This is a genomic window from Planctopirus limnophila DSM 3776, assembly GCF_000092105.1.
GTDB classification, from domain to species: domain Bacteria; phylum Planctomycetota; class Planctomycetia; order Planctomycetales; family Planctomycetaceae; genus Planctopirus; species Planctopirus limnophila.
In genome coordinates, this window is record NC_014148.1 from 1,513,613 (window position 1) to 1,535,225 (window position 21,613).

Genomic DNA, 21,613 nt, shown 5'->3' on the forward strand with positions numbered 1-21,613 from the left:
TTGAGCATATTTTCGAAGTTCAAGGAAATTCTTCAAGCTGTCAGATTGCGGACAATGACCATCGTCGCCACCAAAACAATCGCCACGACAAACGTTTTTTGAAGTGCGGGGCCCGAGAGTCGCTTGGCGAAGGCCTGTCCGGCCACAACACCCGCCAGGCCGCCTAAGACAAATGGAAGAGTGATTTGCAGATCGACAGTTCGTCCGGCAACCGTTTGAGAGATCACTCCCGAGAGGCTCACCAGTGAAATCACAAACAGAGATGTCCCCACCGCTTTATGAATAGGCATACCACTGAAAAGCACCAGGGCCGGGATAATGACAAAGCCCCCGCCGACACCAAACAGACCGGCAATCACACCTGTCAGCACACCGACCATCAATAGCAGTGCCGCGCATCGGGAAGTAAGTATCAATTGCCCCGATAGACTGCGCTGGCATGTCATCTGGTCATCAAGTTCTTCATGACCAGTCGGCTGGCAGAGTGAATCTTTGACGAAAGGCTTTGTCGCTTTTTTCCACATTCTTTCGGCGACGATGAGCATCAGACCGGCAAAGGCCAGCATCAACACGGTCTCCGGAATCAGGTTGGCAATCCACGTTCCGGCTGGTGTCCCGATCATGCCCGAAAGGGCAAACAGGAATCCTGTCTTGAGATCCACCTCTCCCATCCGCCAGCGGGATAAAAATCCGGTAAAAGAAGTTAATCCGACAGCGATCAGCGAAATCGTGATGGCCTCACGGGGATCCACACCCATCCCGTAAACAAGCAGTGGAACAGCAAAAATCGCTCCACCACCTCCCGTCAGGCCCAGTGAAAGCCCTACCAGACTCCCGGCGATGATGGCCAGAACATGATTGAACTGCAGGCTGAACTCGATCCATTCAGGCCACGACATCAACATGGCTTGGTCTCCTCATACGGGATTCCTCCCTAGGCACCAACAACGTGCTGGTCCACGCTCTGATGAACGACCGGGAGGTTGGCTCGCTTCCAGGCATTGAGGCCACCTGCCAGATTGATCACCTTCAGACCAGAGCGGCTCAGGAGGCTGGCCGCAATCGCTGAACGTCCCCCGGCTTGACACTGCACGACGAAGGTTTCGTCTGGTGACAACTCTTTCGAGGACTTTCGGAGCCCACCCAGAAATGCGTGCGTGGCCCCTTCAATGTGTTCTTCTGCGAACTCGTGTGCCGAGCGGACATCGAGCAGTTCGATGGAGTGATTCTCCATGAGCTCTTTGAGTTCTGTCGGAGAAATCGACCGATAGGCTGCCGTTGCCAAATCATTCTGTTCGAGATCGGAGCGATCGACGTAACCCTGGATATTGTCGACGCCGATAGATCGCAGAGCTTTCAGTTGAGCAGACAGACCTTCTGCGTTGGAGATCAGCAGAACTGGTTCGCCATCGTCCACAAAGAATCCACTCCATTGGGCCAACTGGGTTGCCGGAATGTTGATGGTTTGAGGAATCGATTTCTGGGCGTAGAGCGCAGCCGGTGAAGTGTCGATGACCAGCCTGGTGCTTTGGGCATCGACCAGTTGTTCAATGTTCAGACGCGAAACCGCAGGAAGTTCACGAATCAGTTGAGGGCCCACTTTGTTCACACGCTTCATGACGGCGAAATAGGGAGGTGTTTCGGGCTGATCATCGAGAATGTAATCGACAAAGGCCTGTTCACTTCGAATCTGCAGTGCCGGGTTAAAGAGCTTTTCGTAACCCACTGTGGAAGATGGGATGGCTCCTAACCCTTTGCCACAGGCACTTCCGGCACCATGGGCAGGCCAGACCTGCAGGAAGTCGGGTAACGACATGAATTTGCTGATGGAGTGAAAGAGTTGGCGAGCGCCGACTTCAGCACTTCCCACGACACCAGCGGCGGTTTCGAGAAGGTCCGGTCGACCAATTGAACCCACAAAGACAAAGTCTCCCGTAAAGATTCCCATGGGTTCGGTAGCACCACTGCCACCATCTGTGAGCACAAAGGAGATGTGTTCCGGGGTATGGCCCGGCGTGTGCATCACTTTAAGCTGCACGTTCCCGACGCCAAAAACATCACCATCGTGCAGCAGTTGCACCTGATGTTTTGAGATGTACTGATACTTCCAGTCGGCAGGGCCTTCGTCAGAGAGATACAGCGTCGCCCCAACTCGATCGGCTAGTTCGCGTGAACCGGAAACAAAGTCGGCGTGAATGTGTGTCTCTGCCGCCCCCACGATTTTCAGGCCCTGCTCCTGAGCCGTTGCAATATAGCCATCGACATCGCGACCAGGATCAATCACAAGGGCCTGACCCGTGCGCTGACAACCAACGAGATAGGAAGCATGGGCGAGTGCCGGGTCATAAAAATATTTCAGAAGCATGGTGAGTCTCCTGTTGAGATTTGGAAAGCGACTTCGAAATGGACGCACTTTCTCCGAGTTCCCGCTTCCAGCGGGATGAAAGACGCTAGGTCAGAAAGCTGTTTAATGAGAGGTGACCGGTGGGCTCGTGGGATTCAAACTGCATGAGGGCGTCGAGCGGGGAGTCGAATTCCAGGGCATGCGAGCGATGAGTAATCCCATGGCGCAGGTATCGGTCACACCGGCAAAGACCAGACCGGCTCCGACAAAGGCAGCCAGTCCGAAGGCGTAAGGAGTGACAAAAGCTCCCAGGGCACAGCCCAGAACGACCAGCGAACCAGCCGCGATGCGAACCTGTCGCTCCAGCGACATGACTTTTTTGCCACGATGAACCGGCAGGCCGGCTGCCTCCCAGGCCTGAGTTCCCCCCTCGATATTGATGGGCTGCCAAGGGCCTGTGGCCAAGAGTTTTTCGCAGGCTTTCTTGCCTCGACCTCCAGAACGGCAGATCAGGTAGACCGTCTTGCTCTCAGGATTCACAAAACGGGAAAGCTTCTCCGCTTCGAGCTCATCCAAAGGAATGTTGACTGCACCTTCAGCATGCACTTCCTGAAATTCCAGGGGCGTGCGAACGTCAATAATGGTCACTGGTTCTGCAGCATCAAGGCGGGTTTTCAGTTCGATGGGCAGGATGGTGGGGATCGTCATGGCAACCTCACTGTTTGAAATATAGGAACCTGTCGAACTATGTTACTGGATCTGTGCAGTTCTCTTTCAGAAAATTGACGAAAGCGATCCCTTCTTTGAAGAAATCTTCCCCAGGGGCTGGTGTCGGCTGGCCCGATCTCATTGATTCGCCAGATTGGTTACGACGTAAGGTGTTTTTAAGTAATAAGATGCGGCAATCATTTGTTCATTTCGGTGAATCCCCGCTTCCGGCTCGCAAACGAACAGTCAAAGTTTCGCTGATCGCTGAGCTCGCGCCGGCTTGGCAGAAATCGACCGGGAACTGTGCGGATGTGTCTCTTCTGAAAGTCTCTCTGGCCGATACTGACAGGAGGGAGCGACACTTTTTCGGGAGACCGCCATGCCACCACGCTTCAAGCCAGTGCAGAATTCGGTCGCCAGTGCTCTACCAACGGCCTTGCCATCGACTCATGTCGAAGGGTTTGTGGCCTATCTTCAGGGGGAGTGCGGGCTCGCGCGGAACACGGTCATTTCCTACGAGCGCGATATCAAAAGATTCAGCGACTGGTTCCATGAATCCGGTGTGGTGCGTGTGACAGACATCACGCTACAGGATCTCTCGGGTTACTTGAGATATCTGCACGAGTTGAAACTGGCGACCAGCACAATTGCCAGGCATCTGGTTTCGCTGAAGATGTTCTTTCGGTATCTCATGCTGGAAGGGATTCTCAAAGAGAGTGTCGCCGATCTGCTGAACTCTCCCAAGCTTTGGGAGCATTTGCCAAAGGTGCTTTCAGAAGATGCGGTTAATCGTCTTCTCGATGCCCCGATGCATCAGGATTTGAATCCTTATCGCGACCGTGCTTTGCTGGCGGTGTTGTATGCGACGGGTTGCCGGGCCAGTGAAGTCTGCAGTCTGAAAATGCGCGATCTGCAACTTGACGAAGGCTTTTGCCGCTGTGTGGGCAAAGGGAATAAGGAGCGTCTAGTCTCTTTGAATCCAGTCGCAGTCTCAGCACTGAAGACCTATCTGGCCAGAGAGCGCCCCGCTCGCGCGGGAACGAACCTCGACAGTCCGGTGTTTACCTCGAGATCTGGTCGATCCATCGACCGCATTCAGGTCTGGAAACTCGTCAAGAGGTATGCCTCACGGATTGGATTAAGCGATGCGGTCACGCCGCATACTTTGAGGCACAGTTTTGCCACCCATATGCTGGCCAATGGAGCCGAAATTCGTGCACTGCAGGAACTGCTGGGGCATGCCAGTATTCGCACAACTCAGATCTACACCCATGTCGAACATTCCCGGCTCAAGGCCATCCACAAACAATGCCACCCCCGCGGGTAAAAGAAAAAGACCTGCACCAACGTGAGGTTGATGCAGGTCTTGAAAAGTCATCGCTCAGTGGATACTTCGACTACACGCCTGGTGCCGGAGCAGCAGGAGTTGTTTCCGGAATCGGAGCGATCGGTGGTTTGGCGGTATCGGTTGGTGTCGGCACACCAGCAGCCGGAGCAGAAACTCCGCCGCAGCTTCCATCAGCACAGCCGCCGGCACAAGCTCCAGTTACGCAACTGTTGCAGGCGGTCGTTGGGCAGACAGTCTGTGGCACTAACCGACAGACTTCGTAGTTTTCGACGCGGGGAACGCAACGCGTCACATAGCGAGTACAGTTCACGTTCTCAGTGCGAGGAACGCAGCGTGCCACGCGACGAGTGACCGTAAATGGCTCCTGACGGGTGACGCAGAACGGAACGCGGCAAGTCTTGGTCTCGGTAACCATCTTGCAGGTGCGAACAGGAATCTTGCGGACGCATTCTTCGCTCACCATCTTGCAGGTGCGAACGGGTACCTTCTGGCTGACAACCTGTTCCGTCCAGCGGCAAACCTGCACAGGCACCTGATCAACAACCGTTTCGCAGGTCATGCGGCAAACTCGCTGAGGAACCTTGGTCACGACCACTTCGGGAACGAGGCGGCAGACTGTCACCGGGCAGGACTGACGAACCTGACGTGTCACGTAAGTGGTGCAGGGGATCTGGCGTTCCACAACTTGTGGGCACCAGACACGACGGCAAACCACGGGACCTGGTCTTTGAACCATCGTCAACCGTGGACATCCACAGGCATCTGGGACCAGTGTCGGGCAGCAGCGACCAGGGAGTTGAACCTGCTGTGTCACCCAGCGGCCACAATCCTGGCGAACTGTGCGGAAGGTTGTCACTGGCTCGCAGACATTGAAGCAGCGTTCCTGGTTGACAGTCTCTGTCACCTGACGCATGACCGTCTGGCGGCACTCACGCTCGATGGTTTCAAAGACTGGGCGCTGCACGACGCGACGACACTCGCGCATCTGTGTTTCATAAACCGGGCGGCGAACCGTGTAACTGCAGTCGCGGAAGCTGGTCTCAAAGACTGGCTTCTGAACTGTGTAACGCTCTTCGCGGCAACTGGTTTCGTAGACGGGCCGACAGACCTGGTACGATTGTTCCCGATACTGGGTTTCAACTACGTTGCGGTAGCAAGTTTCCTGAACATCTTCGAATGTCTGGTCATAGACGGTGCGTTGAACTGTAAACTGCTGTGGTTCTTGAACGGTGTCGTACACAGTTCGCTGACAGGTTTGCCGTTCAACGCGGCAGGTGGTGTAGCAGGCCGTCGGCTGGCACGCTGTGGTTGGACAACAGCTATAGCTGGCTGCCCCGCAATACCTGGCCGCTTCGGCAAACTGTCCACTCGCCATCGTGACCAGCGTGATCGCTGCGCTGATCCAAAAATTCTTCATTTCCGTTCCCCCTGGAGAATACTTACCGTCATGTTTGTTCAGTCGTCCCGCTCAATCCCGAAGTTCACTGAAGAACTCACAACCGGAAATGACTTGGAAAATCATGTTTCAGGTGTGCTTCAATGTCCGCATCACTTGGTAATGAGTGGGTGGGTGTGCAGTGACAGAAACCGCGTTTACCCGACTTTAACCAATTTCCTCAATGCCGCCGAATCGCTGGATTCCCTAAAACTCCAACAGCCCGGCATTATGCGCATTCTGACACACCAGTTGCAAAGGAATAGTTCTGCAGGGAGGGGGCCGTCCGCAAAAACCGTATGCAAAGGCGATCAAGTTTACCCGAACACCACAGATGAGGTGCCGGGTCACTGCCAAAGGATAGATCGAATTCATGCCAGCAGAGCCACTTCTTTGCAGAAGACGATGCTCCACGTCATGTGGTCTTCAGATAATCGTCATCATGACGATCATATCGCCCAATCACAGGGTAACGTGCCGAGCCGAAAAAACATGGAAAAATTGTCGGGCTCTGCGGACTTTCGATTGGACGGTTTGAAATCGCCATGACCGTCATCGAAGATTTTTCAGGACTTTGTTGAGTCGAGGGCTCTCCTTAAGAGCTGTTTGAATCGGAGGTTATGGGGAAATACCGTGCCGCAAGCTCTCGATGCGGGGCAGGGAAAAAATGGTTTTTGCGCAGCAGCCATTCTGAAAAGATGCTCCTGGATAGTCTGTGAAGCCGGCAGAGACTATTGTCAGATATCCAACTTCTCCCATTAAAAAACCACTGGTTTCCGCGAATGCACATTCTCTTAGTCAACGATGACGGCATCCACGCGCCCGGCCTCAATAGTTTGCATGCCGAACTGGTGAAGTTCGCCCAGGTGACCGTTGTGGCTCCGGCTGTCGAACAAAGTGGGGTCGGGCACTCGATCACTTATCTGCATCCACTTCTGGCCCATCGTGAGTATCGGCAGGACGAGTTTTTTGGCTGGAAAGTCGAGGGGAGCCCGGCTGACTGCGTGAAACTCGGCATCATGGAACTGGCGCAGCCTCGGCCAGATCTGGTGGTGAGTGGCATCAATCACGGGGCGAATGTGGGTATCAACATTCTGTATTCAGGGACGGTGGCCGCTGCGATTGAAGGGGCTTTTTTCGGAGTGACCTCTTTCGCACTGTCGCAATGGCTGGGGAATAGTGCGCCGAGATTCCCCCAAGCTGCGCGCCTGGGGGCTCAACTCATCCAGCAGATTATGGCCCGAAATCCACCCACAGGATCGCTCTGGAATATCAACTTTCCCACGTGGTCTACAAAAGACCAATCCTCAGATGAGCCTTGGCCCAGGGGAGTCCGGTTGACTTCGATGGGAGTCAGCAGGCAACGGGAGACTTTGGAAAAACGGATCGACCCCAGAGGACGCACTTATTACTGGACAGGTCTGGAACCTATTCATGGTCATGAGCTGGTTGAAGGGAGTGATGTGGCGGCCCTGGTCGATGGCTATGTGACTGTCACTCCATTGCACTTTGATCTGACCAGTCGAGCTCAGCTCATGCAAGCCGAGGCGAACTGGTCACCGCTCGTCATCCCGCCGCAGCATGATCAGGAATGAGCCTTTGGAACAATTACCCGAAGTGCATCCTGAGGCATCAAAACCAACGTCGAATACCTTTCGGCAGTTGAGATATCGAGATGCGCTCTTTGGAGCCTGGCTGGGCCTGTGGATCAATCTGGCTTTAGGAATCATCAAGTTGATCGCCGGGATTATCGGTCAATCCTTTGCGCTGCTGGCCGATGCCTTCAATTCATTGAGTGACTGTGTCACTTCGTCGGCGGTGATCTTCGCACTCAACTATTCGCAAAGGCCTGCCAACTCAAACCATCCCTATGGTTTCTCGAAAGCCGAGGCTCTCGCGGGCTCGCATGTCGCTCTGGCAATTCTCATTTCGTGCTTTCTTCTCGGATGGGAAGCGATCGAAAGGCTCACAGTCCAGCACGGTTTGCCACCGTGGTGGACATTGGCGGTGGCGGCAGCGAATGCGGTCATTAAAGAGTCGCTTTACTGGTACAAATTGAAGATTGCCAAAAGCACTGGCAGCACCGCATTGCTCGCCCATGCCTGGGATCACCGCAACGATGCTCTCTGTTCTGTGGCCGTACTCATTGGCCTGAGTGTCGTGCGCATCGGCGGCGAGGCCTGGCGATCAGCAGATGAGGTCGCTTCGCTCGTGGTGGTATGTGTGGTCGGTTTTTCCGCAGCCAGCATCTTTCGGCAAAGTCTTCGCGAGATGCTGGATCTGCAAATCGATGAAACTGAAGTGGATGCCATGCGCGCCACTGTCCAGAAAGTTCCCGGAGTGCAGGGCATTGAAAAGTTTCGCGTTCGGAAATCAGGGATTGAACAGATTGCCGAACTGCACTTGCGGCTCCCTGCGGAAATCACCGTTTTCGCAGGACATGCTCTCGCTCATCAGGTGAAAGCCGAACTGATGCAGCAGCATCCCATGCTGAGAGATGTGATCATTCACGTCGAACCGGCAAGCGAACCAGCCAGCCACAGTTCGCCGGAAGAATCAGCAAGATGACCACATGGACAATTCGGCAATGTCTCCACAGAAGTTGTCACGCCCAGATGGCACCTTCTGGAAATCGATAGGCCGCAATGGTCTCGGGAAGCATTTCGATGCTGTAACCCGGTGCCAAAGGAGCCTGGTAGCGCCCATTCTTCATCGATATCGGATGCATGAAATGTTCATGCAGATGACCGGCATGTTCGCAGAAGCGATTCTCCCAGCTGCCGCTGATCGCAATGAAGTCAATCATCGAGAGATGCTGTACGTATTCGCATAACCCGACACCACCGGCGTGGGGGCAAACGGGGATCCCAAATTTTTCTGCCAGCAGCATGACCGCCAGAACTTCGTTCACACCTCCCAGGCGGCAGCTATCAATCTGACAGATGCCAATCGCCCCCGCCTGCAGAAACTGTTTGAACATCACTCGGTTGGCGCAATGCTCGCCAGTGGCGACGGCAATCGGATGCACCGCTTTGGCAATGGCCGCGTGACCAAGAATATCATCCGGGCTGGTGGGTTCTTCGATGAACCAAGGGTGGAATTTCGCGAGTTCACGTACCCAGTCGATTGCCGTCGAGACATCCCAGACCTGATTCGCATCGATCATGAGGCGGCGCTCAGGGCCAATCTCTTCGCGAATGATCGTTAAGCGACGGAGATCGTCTTCGAGGTTTCGCCCCACTTTGACTTTGAAGACTTCCCAGCCTTGCGCCAGATTGGAGCGACACAACTGTCTCAGTTTCTCATCGGAGTATCCCAGCCAACCGGCACTGGTGGTGTAGGCGGGATAGCCTGTGGCCAGCAACTGCTCGACGCGCGCCGATTTGCCAGCCACTTTTCGTTCGAGACGTTCGATCGCTTCAGCGGGTGTCAGCGCATCGGTCAGGTATCGGAAGTCGATACAGTTGACCAATTGCGCCGGAGTGAAGTCCGTGACAAGTTTCCAGAGGGGCTTCTTTTCGATTTTCGCCCAGAGATCCCAGAGCGCATTGACCAGAGCCGCCGTGGCGAGATGGATCACACCTTTCTCAGGGCCCAGCCAGCGTAACTGGCTGTCACCCGTCAGTTCGCGCCAGAATTGGCCGGGAGCTTCGGTGAACTCGCGCAGATCTCGACCAATGAGGAGTTTGCCCAGCGATTCAATGGCCGCCACACACAGTTCATTTCCTCGACCGATGGTAAATGTCATGCCATGCCCCACAGGGAGCGAAGCATCATCAGTTTTGAGAATCACATACGCGGCTGAATAATCAGGATCCGGATTCATGGCATCGGAACCATCCAGCAGACGCGAGGTGGGAAAACGGAGATCAATGGCCTGAATCCCGGAGATTTTGGGCATAAGGCAACTCCCGCAGCACGATCAAGTTGAAGAATATTGCCACAACCACCCACTACCACTTGGTGCGACCGGAACGCTCAAGTGAGAGAACAGAGCTCCCATTGCGGAAGACGGTGACTGTCCCGGTGGATTGGCTGACTGTGATCGCCATCGCTTGTGTGTGAGCCGAGATGGCGGCTGCGGTTTGATGACGTGCCCCCAGCCCATGGGCCACACTTCCCGAAGCCGATTTGGGAGTGAGGTAGGTTCCCGCAGAAAGCACAGTTCCGTCGCCCTGAATGATAAAAGCCCCGTCGATGAGAGCGAACTCCTTCATCGTTTCTGCCAGGCTCGGATCGAGGACATTTCGCAGTTGCCGGGCATAACCATGAAAAGGGTTGAGCACGAGTTGCTGTGAGTGCCTTAGTACCTGACGGGAATCACCAATCACGAACAAGGCACCAATAGGGTGCGCTTCGCGACCTTCGGCGGCAATCTCGATCGCGAGAGTCAAGACGCGCAGCATGACGGCGGGACGGACGACATCGGCACCACGTCGATTTTTCTCTGAGAGCATCGCCCGAAAATGGACTTCCGGTTTTGTGACATTGATGCTGTCGAGCCGGCGACCATCGGGGCCTGTCACACAGACCACGCTGTTTTTTTCGGTGAGTAAACCGCTGGATGCAGCTAATAGCAAGCCCAGATTGGCGCGATCTGCACGGGAAAGCGATGCGTGTGCCACATCAAAAATATGCAGATCTTCTCGCTTGTGGTCGAACTCTTCAGAGTGTTGCGAAGTGACCAGGAGCAGGCGGCCCTTGTAGTTGGCCAGTGCCTCCCACGGAACGTTCTCCACTCGTTCGACCGCCAGAAGCAAAGCCTGGGCGGCGAGGCTTTCTGTCAGTTGAATGGCAGTCTTCACCATATTGACAGTCAGGCGGGGAATGCTCGGCCCACGGACGGGACGATTCTCGGGTTGAATGCCCGCTTGTGTCATCAGGAGCAGATCGATGGCCTTGATGTCTTTGGCGTCAATCAGGTTTTGTCGGAAGTCGGGACTTTTCAGCAGTTCGGCAAGAGCAGCGAGGACTTCCACATGTGTCTGTTGCAGTCGGCGCCCAATGACCAGGAGCACAATCAGTTGGACATTAACGCCCGCAGGCCCGCCATAATCGACACGGGTTTTGCTGCGACCAAGCACGATGCGGAAGTCACCATCCCAGTCGATAAATGCATGTGGTAATGCAAAGTCATTAGCCACAAGAGTTTGTGCGGCGGCCTCACGTTCCTCGATGGCTTCGAGAACATTTTCGGGATTGATTCCATCATCATCCCAGTTGGCGGCCTGAACCAGAGCGCGGATCGCTCCCTGACGCGTTTTGGCAGTCAACTCGACAATCCGGATTCCACTGACCAGGTCTGCCAGATCCACGATGATCACCCCCGGAAGCTGACTGTAACTGATTTCATCAAATGTCCCAACTTCTGTGATTATCAGTAGTTATAAACATGAGATGATTTTGTGCCAACCCCACGAAATTCGCGAAGTTCACTTTCTCGGCAGTCGATCAAAAATCTCTGGAGAGGCAAGGTGCGTTAGTGGTGAGAGGAAACGAGCAGGTTGAGAAAGTGTTGAGAAATGCTGTTTTTTTCGTGAATTTTACTCTCAGTCAACTTTAAGTCGATTTCCGAACTTGTCTCGAATCGATAGATGGCGTAATAATTTATGGACATGGTGACTGTTGGTTCATGTAAGGGCTGGTGGTAAATGGCTTGAAGGTGTACAGATGGCGCAGTTTCATCCAGGTGACTATGTGGTTTTTCGAATCACCAAGTTCAGTACTGAGCCTGGGCCGCGTGCCCAGGATGTGCGCCCTGCCCCTTATGGCGAAACTTACAACTACTACGTTGATAAGTACTGGACAGTTCGCTCAGTCTCTCCTGATGGCACCTTGCAACTGGTGACTCGTCGAGGCAAGCAGCATCAAGTCGCCATGAATGATCCCAGACTTCGGCATGCGACTTTGTTTGAGAAGTGGTTCAAAGCAGATCGCTTTCCCACAAAAGACACCTTTTCTCAGGTCTCGCAGAACGGCATGACTGGTCCGGATACCGGGCGGGTTCCACAGATTTCTGGTGGGATGCGCTGAGAATTCATCTCCAGATTCCAGCTTGGATGCTGCCGAAAAGACATTCGCAGAGAATTGTTCAATGCATGAACAGTGAATCCTTCTCTCCGCTTTCTCTGACTTAATATGGCGCAGTCCATCTCTGCACGTTGCGTCAAAACTCTCCGCTGACGTGCCAGGTTGTAGATCCTTGAGCGCGGAAGTAGACTTCCTTCGGACAGAGGAAGTTCCGAGGTGGCAGATTTTTGCCTCCTTACAAGGTGAACATTCGACAGACAGGATTGTCCGTGTCAGGATTGTCAGTGTCAAAACTGGCAATTGAATGATTGCTGAGGCTTGGACGGAATCTGGCCTCAGGATATGAGCGGGATTGAATGGTTTCAATTCGCCTCACGACGTCCTGTTTGAAGCGTATCAATGAAGAGATCAAGTCGATGATGAAACATGTTTTGTCGGCCATGGTGATGAATCAGCCGGGTGTTCTCGCCCATATTTCCGGGATGCTGGCTTCCCGTGCATTCAATATTGAAAGTCTGGCTGTCGGAGAGACGGAACGGCCTGATTTTTCCCGGATCACGTTTGTTGTGGCAGGCGACAATAAGGTCGTCGATCAGGTCCGTAAGCAGTTGGAAAAGATTGTCACCGTGGTCAAGGTGATGGATTACCGGGATCAGGACATTCTTGAGCGGGATCTCATGCTGTTGAAGGTCTCGACGGTTGAAAGTGGACTGTCCAAGGTTAAGGAACTGGCGGAAATCTTCCGCGCCAAGATCGTCGATGTGGGCCAAAGCCATGTCATGATCGAACTTTCGGGGCCGGAACGCAAAATCGACGCTTTTATCGATCTGATGCGACCATTTGGCATCCTCGAACTGGTGCGTACCGGACGGATTGCACTGGCTCGCGAAGTATCACTTTCTGTCGAAGATGCTCTGAAGCCTCCGACCCCTTTCGACACTTCTGAAGTCGAAATCGAAGTCTAAGTCGCTTTCCAAGCAATGTGGGCGCTCTGTGTGCCATGCTTGCAGCTCTGGGCAAGCATGTTTTCGCAACCACCGGCGCGCTCTTATCTTCTGGGAATCGTCTAAGCCGAATCGATGCGGGTTCGCACTTTCTGATGGAATGACTCCTCTGACAGGAATTCGACCGCGCGGGAATTGACGGCCATCTGCGAACTTATCGCACCTTTTCTTGCAATTGGTGCCCACTCGGCTGAAAATCTGCGGAAATTGATTAAACTCACTTGCTCATAGTTGATGCCTAAGAAGGTTCGACCACTTTTGAGGGGCATCCTGGTTTGTTCTGTCTGTTAATCAACAGAGCGAGACTCGTTGCTTTTTGACACTCTACGAAAGAATCACAGCACCATGGCAGCTAAGGTTTATTATGACGATGACGCTGATCTCTCTTTGTTAAAAGGGAAAACCATCGCAATTCTAGGTTACGGCAGCCAGGGGCATGCCCAGGCCCAGAACCTGCGTGACAGTGGTTTGAATGTTGTCGTCGGTCAGCGTCCTGGCAGTAAGAACTACGACCTCGCTGTCAGCCATGGTTTCAAGCCCCTGTCAATTGCTGAAGCAGTCAAGCAGGCCGATCTTGTCAATATCCTCCTCCCGGATGAAGTGCAGGGGGATACATACAAGGCGGAAATTCTGCCGAACCTCAAGCCCAACGCTCTGCTGCTCTGCTCACATGGTTTCAACCTGCACTTCGGTCAGATTGTACCGCCCGCAGGTGTGGATGCCGCTCTGGTGGCTCCCAAGGGGCCGGGACATCTCGTCCGTAGCGAATATGAAAAGGGTGGTGGAGTCCCATCACTTATCGCTTTGTGGCCAGGTGCTTCCGATAACAGCCGTAAACTGGCATTGGCCTACGCCAAAGGGATTGGTGGAACACGCGGCGGCGTGATCGAAACCACCTTCGCCGAAGAAACCGAAACCGATCTCTTCGGTGAGCAGGTCGTTCTTTGTGGCGGTGTCAGTGCCTTGATCAAGGCGGCATTCGAAGTTCTGGTTGAAGCTGGCTATCAGCCCGAAATGGCTTATTTCGAGTGTATGCACGAAATGAAGCTGATTGTGGACCTGTTCTATCAGGGCGGTCTGAACTACATGCGCTACAGTGTTTCCAACACAGCCGAGTATGGGGACTACACGCGTGGCCCACGAATCATTACGGCTGAAACCAAGCAGGAAATGAAGAAGATTCTGGGTGAGATTCAATCGGGTCAGTTCGCTCGTGACTGGCTGCTCGAAAACCGCGTGAATCAGGCCAGCTTCAAGGCTGTCCGCCGTCGTGAACGCGAGCATCAGATTGAGAAGGTTGGCCGCGATCTTCGCAAAATGATGAAGTGGATCAATGCGAAAGAGTTTTAAGCCGTAAACATCGAGAGCGTCGATTCTCAGGAATCTCTCGCAATCTCATTCACCGACCCCGGTTGTACTCGCTGCAATCGGGGTCGATTTTTTATCAGATGAGATGCCAGGCGGGTTGTCCTACTCCGCAAAACGCTCCATCGCAAGATCGAAGTGATGTCTGGCTGAGCGACCGCTGATGGTCGTACGGCTGACCAGTTCCCGGGCAATCTCCTCAACGGCCAGCCATGGGCCTGCCTGGGAAAGAATATGCTCGACCTTATTGAGCAACCGCTGTTCCAGACGTTCCATCTGCTTGATGTTGGTAGCCCGCATACTCGAAAAATGTCTGACTTGTCTTAAATCACTCACGGCGCCTTCCCAGCGATAATCGCCTCGATACCTGGCTTCAGCCGCGACACCCGCCAGGAGAATCAGTATTTCTCCTTCCAGCACATCTTTGCTGGGCTTGAAGTTTCCTTTGTTCAATCGGCATTGACCCAGGCGCAAGCTGTTGGGCTCGATGGTCACTTCGTGAACGGGTCTACCCAAAAAAAGTGCGACCACCGCATGCCCCGCTTCGTGATAGGCAGTCGCAGTCAATTCGGTCTGTGGGAGCGGTGCGGAGTCCATAAGGGGTTCAATAACCCGAGAAATGAATACGATTAAAGATCGGCAACTGGTCCTGAAGAATCATCGGATTGTGAAACCATAGGCCTGGCAATCGCATAACCGTCGCTGAGAAAGTGTGGTTTTGCCAACGGATTCTGGATGGGTTGAGTGAACCGGCCCGGGATTTCCTGGACCTTGTGTTGTTCCATACTTGATTCTCCCGTCATGCGGAGGCTATCCGGCAGTGCTTCGGGATGGTCGGTTGTTCTTTGAATCTGTGCACCCAGTTGTCGCAGCTTTTCATCATGCTTTTCGTAGCCACGATCCAGATGATACACACGACGAATGACGGATTCGCCCTCTGCAGCGAGAGCAGCAATCACGAGGGCAGCACTGGCTCTTAAGTCGGAAGCCATCACATTCGTACCACTCAAATGCGCGGGCCCGGCAATTATGGCACTCGCCCCTTCCCGGCGAATTTGTGCCCCCATCCGTAACAATTCAGGCACATGCATAAACCGGTCGGGGAAGACCTTGTCAGTGATCACGCTGATCCCCGGGACCAGGCAAAGCAGAGCGGTGAGTTGTGCCTGAAGATCGGTGGGCACTCCCGGATAAGGTAATGCGGTGCAATCAGCCGGATTCAAGTGGGCGGCACCTGAAATATGCAGACCCATCCGGCCATCATTCGTTGATGAGGGTTCAATTGAGACTCCAATCTGACGCAGGATATCGATCACTGCCGAAAGGTGACGCGGCTGGGCATCTTCAATGAACACATCGCCGCAAGTGGCTGCGGCAGCAATCATCATTGTGCCGGCTTCAATGCGATCGGGAATGACTTCATGCTCCACGCCATGCAACTCGTCAACACCTTCAATCTCGATGACGGGTGTGCCGTGCCCGGTGATGCGGGCCCCGGCAGCATTCAGATAGTTTCCCAAATCGACGATTTCTGGCTCACAGGCTGCCGCAGAAATTCGGGTCATCCCTCGTGCCAGGCTGGCGGCTGTCATGATATTCGCCGTCCCCGTGACCGTGCTGCCAAATGGGCCACCCAGATAAATCTCTGCGCCATGCAACCGTGTTGCTTCGGCGTGAACGTAGCCTCTTTCAATACGAATCCGAGCTCCCAGTGCCACCAATCCCTTGAGATGCAGGTCAATGGGCCTGTGACCAATATTGCACCCGCCGGGAAGTGAAACAACGGCTTTTCCCCAGCGTGCCAGAAGGGGGCCCAGGACGCAGACGCTGGCTCGCATGCGCCTGACCAGATCGTAATCGGCAATCCCGGTGGTTGCGTGGGGAGGGGAAATGGCAAGTTCGCCAGTCGAGAGATCTCGGGTGACGACCGCTCCTAATGATTCGAGCACTTGTGTTAGCGTCGAGACATCCGCCAGGTGAGGCACACGCCGCAATTGTGATAAGCCACTGACTGCAATCGATGCAGCCATAATCGGGAGAGAGGCGTTCTTGGCGCCAGCGAGGCGGACATTGCCGGCCAGTGGGATGCCTCCCCGAATAATCAGCATGTCCATCCTTGGACTCCTCTGGATTTCAATCTGGTAAGTCAATGACTTACCTTGCCCCACATGATCTTAATGTGAGTTCAACATGACAAACAATTGTTGACAATGTCAGTTTTCTTAAGACTGTTACCTTTGATCGAGACTTGAGTTCTGAGCTTCGAGATTAATTGAAGCAAACCGAATCGCTGGTCGGCGTTGGATTTGGATTTGCTGGAAGTATTCCTTCGATAATCTGCGGGATCAAGCTGGCAAACCAGGTGACGTTTAACCCGAGTCGATCATCGTACATCGGGTCTCGATTGGAAACATCTAATGTGGCGGCATGAATCCCCAACAGGCACCAGCGCTCCTCAAATTGACCAGCGACCGGGGTGGGTCTGAGCAGTTTCGTCACCACAGGAGATCCACTGGTGCCGCGATGCGTCCGCGCATCGGTGACGAAGTAAGGGTTCCCCTTAAAGGGCCTCGAAAAGTCGCTCGCAACCACGGCCTGCCGGACAAGTGGCAAGTTGTTTAATGTATCGTGGAATCCGAGAGGAAATCCGGTGATGAGCACTTGCTGGCCAGGTGGTAACGTTTCCTCAGGGCCCAGAATATCCGATGCTCCAAAACTGGAAATCACATAATTCTGTTTGAGCAGTTTACCAGGTAAAGGGACAGCCACGACATCGATATCGTTCTCACGACGGGGATAAGTCCTCCACAGTGGCATGCCCTGCTTGTAGAGCTGGATTTCCAGAGGCCCGCTTTTCGTGAGATCGTCCTGAACAGTGTGCAACTGAAGTTTAAGAGTATCGGGCCGATGCCCGGCCAGTTGATCGAAGCAAACATGTCGATTCGTGATGAGGTAAAGCTCGGATTGCCATTCGAAAAAGAAACCGCTGGCATTTGTCAATAATTGGCCTTGGCCATAGGTTTCGACTTTGGCAACCCGCAAGAACAGTTCAGGAACCAGCATCCAGTCTCCTTGGTAACTCATAGCCATGAGTTCGAGTGATTTTGGCCATGGTTGACTTACGAGCAGACACTCAAAGTGTGCCCATTATGCAGGTTTGATTTAGTCGGCCAGAATAGCAACTGCTATCATGCCAGATTCCGAGTGTTTTCGCACCTCAGAAGTCATCAGATGGTGCCGCCACAGAAAAGCCTGGTGACGAATCGTCGCTCAAACAGGATGGTTACTCCGCGTGTCATCCCCAGGTGTTATCAGGCTGATCGACCCCACAGGAAAATCTGCTCGGAAAACCATCGACTTTCTCGGGGAAATCGAACAACTTCCGCAACTCTGCTTGAGTTGCATCCTTGTGGATGCCGGATCAGCTCAGTCTTGGTTGAAACCCCAGTCGCCGCGCACCTTCATGACAATTTTGCGAACGGGACTGGGTTCATTGACCGCCAGTCCCGGAGCATGAATATCCTGCGGAAAGAAGACAAGAAACATCCCGGCTGATGCGACAAATCGTTGTGTTCCCGGGCCGTAAAAGACGACATCTCGCTCATCCGAATAGGGTGTGCGAATGGCAAGATTGTCGGAAGTCCGTGCGAGCCCAAACGCTTCTTCTCCACGGACGATGTACTGGACATCGACATATTTTCGATGAGATTCCCAGACAGCATCCGTCGGCTGTTTCGTCTGATACTCCTCAACAATGGCAATCAGAGCATCCGAATCGAGCCGATGTTTTCCCGTTGGTAACTCATGGGCCGCTGGCGAGGCGAGGAATTGCAAGGCTCTGGTAATGGCCGGGTGGCAATGAGAGTAAAAGTGCTGATTCGCGAGTTCGTCGATGATCACTGTTTGCACTGGTCCCTATTTTACACTGATCCCTGAATGGGGGCCGTTAAGGCGGAAGAGATAATCCCTGTGAGAATTCGTCATTTCACGAAAGATCAAAGCCCTGCCTTAATCTTTCTGCTGGATACGGCTGCGCAGGGATTCTACAAACTCTTGAACTGTGCTTCGCAGAGCCGACTGCAGGCGATAGGTTTCACTGTTCCGAGTCATGCCACGATTTCTGGCGACGTCGATCAGCAGAGCACTCAAAAGCAATGCGGCTGACAACAGAAATGTCGTGAGTATGGCTCGAACCATGGTAATCAAAAATTTCTGCACAGATCATGAGTTGAAGATCATCGAATTCCATATGAAGTAACCAAAGGAATTGCTTCAAGAGGGCGCTCAGGAAACAGGCTGAACGACCTCCGGAGTTTGTGCCACGACGTTGTCGTGAAGTTTTCTCAGCCCGGCAATCAGAGACTGAATTTCTTCGGCTGTGAAATTCTCGACAGCCATGGCGCGGACATCGAGGACACAATCCACGATCTTTTCCCAGATGGGCTCTGCCGCTGGGAGCAGTCGAATGATCTTCTTGCGGCGATCGCCATAGGCTTCTGTCCGCTCGATGAGTTTTGCCTGCTCCATTCGATCCAGAATTCGAACGAGTGTGGGAGGTTCGATCATCATCCGTTCGGCCAGTTCGGTCTGGCATAGTTCCTTATCCTTCGCCAGCCATCCAATCACATGGGACTGACGATAGGTGATGCCATACTTCTCGAGTTCGGCATTGAGTGCTCGTTGGTAACTCTGTGTGGCTGTCCCTAACCAATACCCCACACTGCTTTCAAAATCATACTGTCTCAAGATGGGCCCAATTTGAAAGAAGGATTTGTAAAGATGAGTGTGTCGGAAAATCAGACAAGTTGTCGGTCATTGAGCAAACGAACGATGCTCTTTGAATGGTCGTCGAATCGACAGTTAATGATTGGACTTCGCCTGCGAACGATTCGCAAGAGCATTTAAATGTTGATAAAACTGACAAAGTTGTTATGTCAAATATTTTGACTGTATTCAGAATATCCGACTTCTGGCCCGACACAATCACTGAATTTACAGAAATTACACCGTTTTGGGCTGGTAGAAACGCAATGGTTTCTAATGTTTTTACGGCCGTTGATTGCATGTGCAAATAGTCACTGATTCAGCATCCCGTTCCATTTGGTGAAAGTTGAATTTGCCAGGGCGATTTCCTTGGAATCTCTGTGGCTAACAAGTTTTCACTCGAAATACTGCTTCCATTGGAATGATTGGCTCTGCTATTGATTTTATATTCATGAAATTGAGTGGTTGTCTGAAACCGCCCATGGGGAGTTGCTCAAATCGTGTGCCCATGGCAGGATGCTCCAACACTGGGACTTCTGCAGATTGAAGCAGTGCCTGGCATCAACGATTCTGGCGACAAGCCGTCCTGAAGGAAGAGAAATGACTGGTCAGTCGACGACGACACCTCAAGCGACCGTGGTGATTTTTGGTGCCTCTGGCGACCTGACAGCACGCAAGCTGCTTCCTGCTCTGTACGATCTCTGGAACGATGGTTACCTCAGCGATACCTCACCGATTGTGGGGGTGGCCCGCCGAGAAAAATCGCATGAAGAATTTCGCAACGAGATCTTCGATGCTATCCAATCCTCTGTGCGCGACGGAAAAATTCCTGCCGAAAAATGGGCCAGTTTTTCCGCACGGCTGTATTACCGACAGACAGACATTTCAGATGCCAACGAGTATGCGGGTCTGGATGAAGATCTGAAAGCTCTGGAGGCTCAAGCCGCTCAGGGTGCTAACAGAGTCATTTACATGGCGACATCGCCAGATCTGTTTTTACCAGCTGTGGAGCATCTGTCATTGGCGGGAATGATCCCGGATCGTGACGACGAGCGCTGGTTGCGCGTCGTTTTTGAAAAGCCATTCGGGCACGATCTCGAATCGGCCCAGCAACTCAGTGCCAATCTGAAGCGTTTGCTGCGTGAAGATCAGATTTACCGCATTGACCATTACCTGGGCAAAGAAACTGTCCAGAACATCCTGCTATTCCGATTTGGAAACTCGATTTTTGAACCACTCCTCAATCGCAGTCACGTGGAACATGTGCAGATTACGGTGGCAGAATCTCAAGGAATGGAACGAGGTCGTGGCGGTTACTACGACAAATCGGGTGCCTTACGCGACGTCCTGCAGAACCATGTGCTGCAACTTCTTTGCCTGATTGGCATGGAGCCTCCCGCTCGCTTTCTGGCTGCCGATCTGCACGACGAAAAGCTGAAAGTCCTGAAATGTTTGAGACCAGGCACCAAAGGGGATATTTCGTCCTGGGTTGTTCCCGGCCAATACTCCACAGGGATGGTCGATGGTCAGACCGCCATCAGTTACCTCTCAGAGGATCGCATCGCGCCGGATTCCCGCACAGAAACCTATGTCGCCATGAAAGTGGAAATCGACAACTGGCGCTGGGCCGGTGTCCCGTTCTATTTGCGAACTGGCAAAAGGCTTCCTAAACGAGTTTCCGAGATTGCCATTCAATTCAAACTTCCACCCCTGAATCTCTTCAGCACGGTGGAATGTGAAGGGGATATCTGTGACCTCGTGGGGGCTCGTCCGAACACATTGATCTTCCGCATTCAGCCCAGTGAATCCATTTCGCTGAGATTCTCGACCAAGCAACCCGGCATGCAGTACCAGATTCACCCCGTGAAGATGGATTTCAAGTACGAAGAGGCCTTCACTCAGGCTTTGCCAGAGGCCTACGAGCGCCTCTTGCTGGAAGTTCTCCGCGGAGATTCCACACTCTTTATGCGCAGCGACGAGCTGGAAGCCGCCTGGCAATTCGTAGATCCGGTCCTGAATTTCTGGGAGAAGAAAACCGTGGTTCCGGAACCTTATCGAGCAGGTTCATGGGGGCCGCGTGAAGCCGATGAACTCCTGTGGGAGTCTGGCCATCGCTGGCGAACACCGGGAGAATCTGGCCCCTCGGGTGAACTGAAACCTGCGACGTAATCCGAGCTCGATCAGGCGAGGTCACACCTCCGGGTTTGAATTCATCCCTTTGCAAATTCTCATGTCCCAGGAAATCGAATGGCACCGTCCGCCTCAGTGAATCGCACACTGCTGGGGTGGCTTGCCATTGGCATTCTAGGGACGGCGATCTTTCTGATTCTGACAGATCGCGAACAGGCGGATGGCCTGGGGGGAATCTTGATCCGCATCGGGATCGTGGTGGGTGCCTTCTGGCTCCTGGGCCCGAAACAGTGGAATCTCAGTCTCCGGTCGAAATTCTCATGGTGGCTGATCGGTGGCACGACGTTGGCCATCGTCGTCATGTCCCGCGTGCGCATTCCACTGGTTTATTTTGTTTTAGCGGCCGCTCTATTCGTGGGTTTATTGTGGTTTGCTCGACCCAAAAAGAAGGCACCCTAAGGTCGTTCTGCCAATCAAAAAATGCG

20 protein-coding genes are annotated in these 21,613 nt (G+C 53.3%); 8 read left to right on the forward strand and 12 right to left on the reverse strand.

Features of this window, described 5'->3' with window-relative positions:
* Nucleotides 1-32 precede the first annotated feature (32 nt).
* From PLIM_RS06105 to PLIM_RS06115, 3 genes are all read right to left on the reverse strand, one after another.
* Complete coding sequence (locus PLIM_RS06105; RefSeq protein WP_013109448.1) at nucleotides 33-905, reverse strand: sulfite exporter TauE/SafE family protein; 873 nt, start codon at nucleotides 903-905, stop codon at nucleotides 33-35.
* 29 nt (nucleotides 906-934) lie between these two features.
* Entirely contained in the window at nucleotides 935-2,365 is a 1,431-nt protein-coding gene (locus tag PLIM_RS06110) for an MBL fold metallo-hydrolase (RefSeq protein WP_013109449.1), read from the reverse strand.
* A gap of 102 nt (nucleotides 2,366-2,467) precedes the next feature.
* Entirely contained in the window at nucleotides 2,468-3,052 is a 585-nt protein-coding gene (locus tag PLIM_RS06115) for a rhodanese-like domain-containing protein (protein ID WP_013109450.1), read from the reverse strand.
* A 379-nt stretch (nucleotides 3,053-3,431) separates the two neighbouring features.
* Here PLIM_RS06115 and xerD point away from each other — a divergent pair, with 379 nt between their 5' ends.
* The gene (gene xerD, locus PLIM_RS06120) at nucleotides 3,432-4,379 is read left to right on the forward strand and encodes a site-specific tyrosine recombinase XerD (RefSeq protein ID WP_013109451.1); all 948 of its coding nucleotides are present in this window, start codon (nucleotides 3,432-3,434) and stop codon (nucleotides 4,377-4,379) included.
* Nucleotides 4,380-4,449: 70 nt separating this feature from the next.
* On the opposite strand, the gene PLIM_RS06125 is transcribed toward xerD, so the two are convergent.
* Nucleotides 4,450-5,817 (reverse strand): hypothetical protein, encoded by a 1,368-nt coding sequence (locus PLIM_RS06125; protein WP_013109452.1) that lies wholly within the window; start codon nucleotides 5,815-5,817, stop codon nucleotides 4,450-4,452.
* Nucleotides 5,818-6,617: 800 nt separating this feature from the next.
* Here PLIM_RS06125 and surE point away from each other — a divergent pair.
* Nucleotides 6,618-7,430 carry a 5'/3'-nucleotidase SurE gene (surE, locus tag PLIM_RS06130; protein WP_013109453.1) on the forward strand — a complete coding sequence of 271 codons (813 nt, stop codon included), beginning with the start codon at nucleotides 6,618-6,620 and terminating at the stop codon, nucleotides 7,428-7,430.
* Nucleotides 7,431-7,434: 4 nt separating this feature from the next.
* Nucleotides 7,435-8,403 carry a cation diffusion facilitator family transporter gene (locus PLIM_RS06135; RefSeq protein WP_013109454.1) on the forward strand — a complete coding sequence of 323 codons (969 nt, stop codon included), beginning with the start codon at nucleotides 7,435-7,437 and terminating at the stop codon, nucleotides 8,401-8,403.
* 37 nt (nucleotides 8,404-8,440) lie between these two features.
* Here PLIM_RS06135 and PLIM_RS06140 read toward each other — a convergent pair whose 3' ends face one another.
* Both PLIM_RS06140 and PLIM_RS22540 read right to left on the reverse strand, forming a co-directional pair.
* Nucleotides 8,441-9,736: an L-fuconate dehydratase gene (locus PLIM_RS06140; RefSeq protein ID WP_013109455.1), complete on the reverse strand. Its 1,296-nt coding sequence runs from the start codon at nucleotides 9,734-9,736 to the stop codon at nucleotides 8,441-8,443.
* Between the two features lie 52 nt (nucleotides 9,737-9,788).
* On the reverse strand, nucleotides 9,789-11,150 hold the full coding sequence (locus PLIM_RS22540; RefSeq protein WP_148227001.1) for a diadenylate cyclase: 1,362 nt from the start codon (nucleotides 11,148-11,150) through the stop codon (nucleotides 9,789-9,791).
* 355 nt (nucleotides 11,151-11,505) lie between these two features.
* Here PLIM_RS22540 and PLIM_RS06150 point away from each other — a divergent pair, with 355 nt between their 5' ends.
* The 3 genes from PLIM_RS06150 (at nucleotide 11,506) to ilvC (ending at nucleotide 14,219) form a co-directional block, all read left to right on the forward strand.
* Nucleotides 11,506-11,868, forward strand: a complete 363-nt coding sequence (locus tag PLIM_RS06150; RefSeq protein WP_013109457.1) for a hypothetical protein — start codon at nucleotides 11,506-11,508, stop codon at nucleotides 11,866-11,868.
* Between the two features lie 416 nt (nucleotides 11,869-12,284).
* Nucleotides 12,285-12,830, forward strand: coding sequence for an acetolactate synthase small subunit (gene ilvN / locus PLIM_RS06155; protein ID WP_041403086.1), 546 nt, complete (start codon nucleotides 12,285-12,287; stop codon nucleotides 12,828-12,830).
* A gap of 384 nt (nucleotides 12,831-13,214) precedes the next feature.
* A complete protein-coding gene (ilvC, locus tag PLIM_RS06165; protein WP_013109459.1) occupies nucleotides 13,215-14,219 on the forward strand; it encodes a ketol-acid reductoisomerase in 1,005 nt (334 codons plus the stop codon).
* 120 nt (nucleotides 14,220-14,339) lie between these two features.
* Here the strand turns inward: ilvC and PLIM_RS06170 are convergent, their stop codons facing one another.
* The 6 genes from PLIM_RS06170 to PLIM_RS06195 all read right to left on the reverse strand — a co-directional run bounded on the left by PLIM_RS06170 (nucleotide 14,340) and on the right by PLIM_RS06195 (nucleotide 18,980).
* Nucleotides 14,340-14,831 carry a M50 family metallopeptidase gene (locus tag PLIM_RS06170; protein WP_013109460.1) on the reverse strand — a complete coding sequence of 164 codons (492 nt, stop codon included), beginning with the start codon at nucleotides 14,829-14,831 and terminating at the stop codon, nucleotides 14,340-14,342.
* Nucleotides 14,832-14,863: 32 nt separating this feature from the next.
* Nucleotides 14,864-16,342, reverse strand: coding sequence for a UDP-N-acetylglucosamine 1-carboxyvinyltransferase (murA, locus tag PLIM_RS06175; protein ID WP_230849415.1), 1,479 nt, complete (start codon nucleotides 16,340-16,342; stop codon nucleotides 14,864-14,866).
* A 160-nt stretch (nucleotides 16,343-16,502) separates the two neighbouring features.
* A complete protein-coding gene (locus tag PLIM_RS06180; protein WP_013109462.1) occupies nucleotides 16,503-17,297 on the reverse strand; it encodes a S1 family peptidase in 795 nt (264 codons plus the stop codon).
* Nucleotides 17,298-17,660: 363 nt separating this feature from the next.
* Complete coding sequence (locus tag PLIM_RS06185; protein WP_013109463.1) at nucleotides 17,661-18,143, reverse strand: YhcH/YjgK/YiaL family protein; 483 nt, start codon at nucleotides 18,141-18,143, stop codon at nucleotides 17,661-17,663.
* Between the two features lie 99 nt (nucleotides 18,144-18,242).
* Entirely contained in the window at nucleotides 18,243-18,431 is a 189-nt protein-coding gene (locus tag PLIM_RS06190; protein WP_148227003.1) for a hypothetical protein, read from the reverse strand.
* A gap of 87 nt (nucleotides 18,432-18,518) precedes the next feature.
* Entirely contained in the window at nucleotides 18,519-18,980 is a 462-nt protein-coding gene (locus PLIM_RS06195) for a MarR family winged helix-turn-helix transcriptional regulator (RefSeq protein WP_013109465.1), read from the reverse strand.
* A 618-nt stretch (nucleotides 18,981-19,598) separates the two neighbouring features.
* Between PLIM_RS06195 and zwf the strand changes: the two genes are divergently transcribed.
* Entirely contained in the window at nucleotides 19,599-21,167 is a 1,569-nt protein-coding gene (gene zwf, locus PLIM_RS06200; protein ID WP_013109466.1) for a glucose-6-phosphate dehydrogenase, read from the forward strand.
* Between the two features lie 78 nt (nucleotides 21,168-21,245).
* Nucleotides 21,246-21,587 (forward strand): hypothetical protein, encoded by a 342-nt coding sequence (locus PLIM_RS06205; RefSeq protein WP_013109467.1) that lies wholly within the window; start codon nucleotides 21,246-21,248, stop codon nucleotides 21,585-21,587.
* The last annotated feature ends 26 nt before the right edge of the window (nucleotides 21,588-21,613 follow it).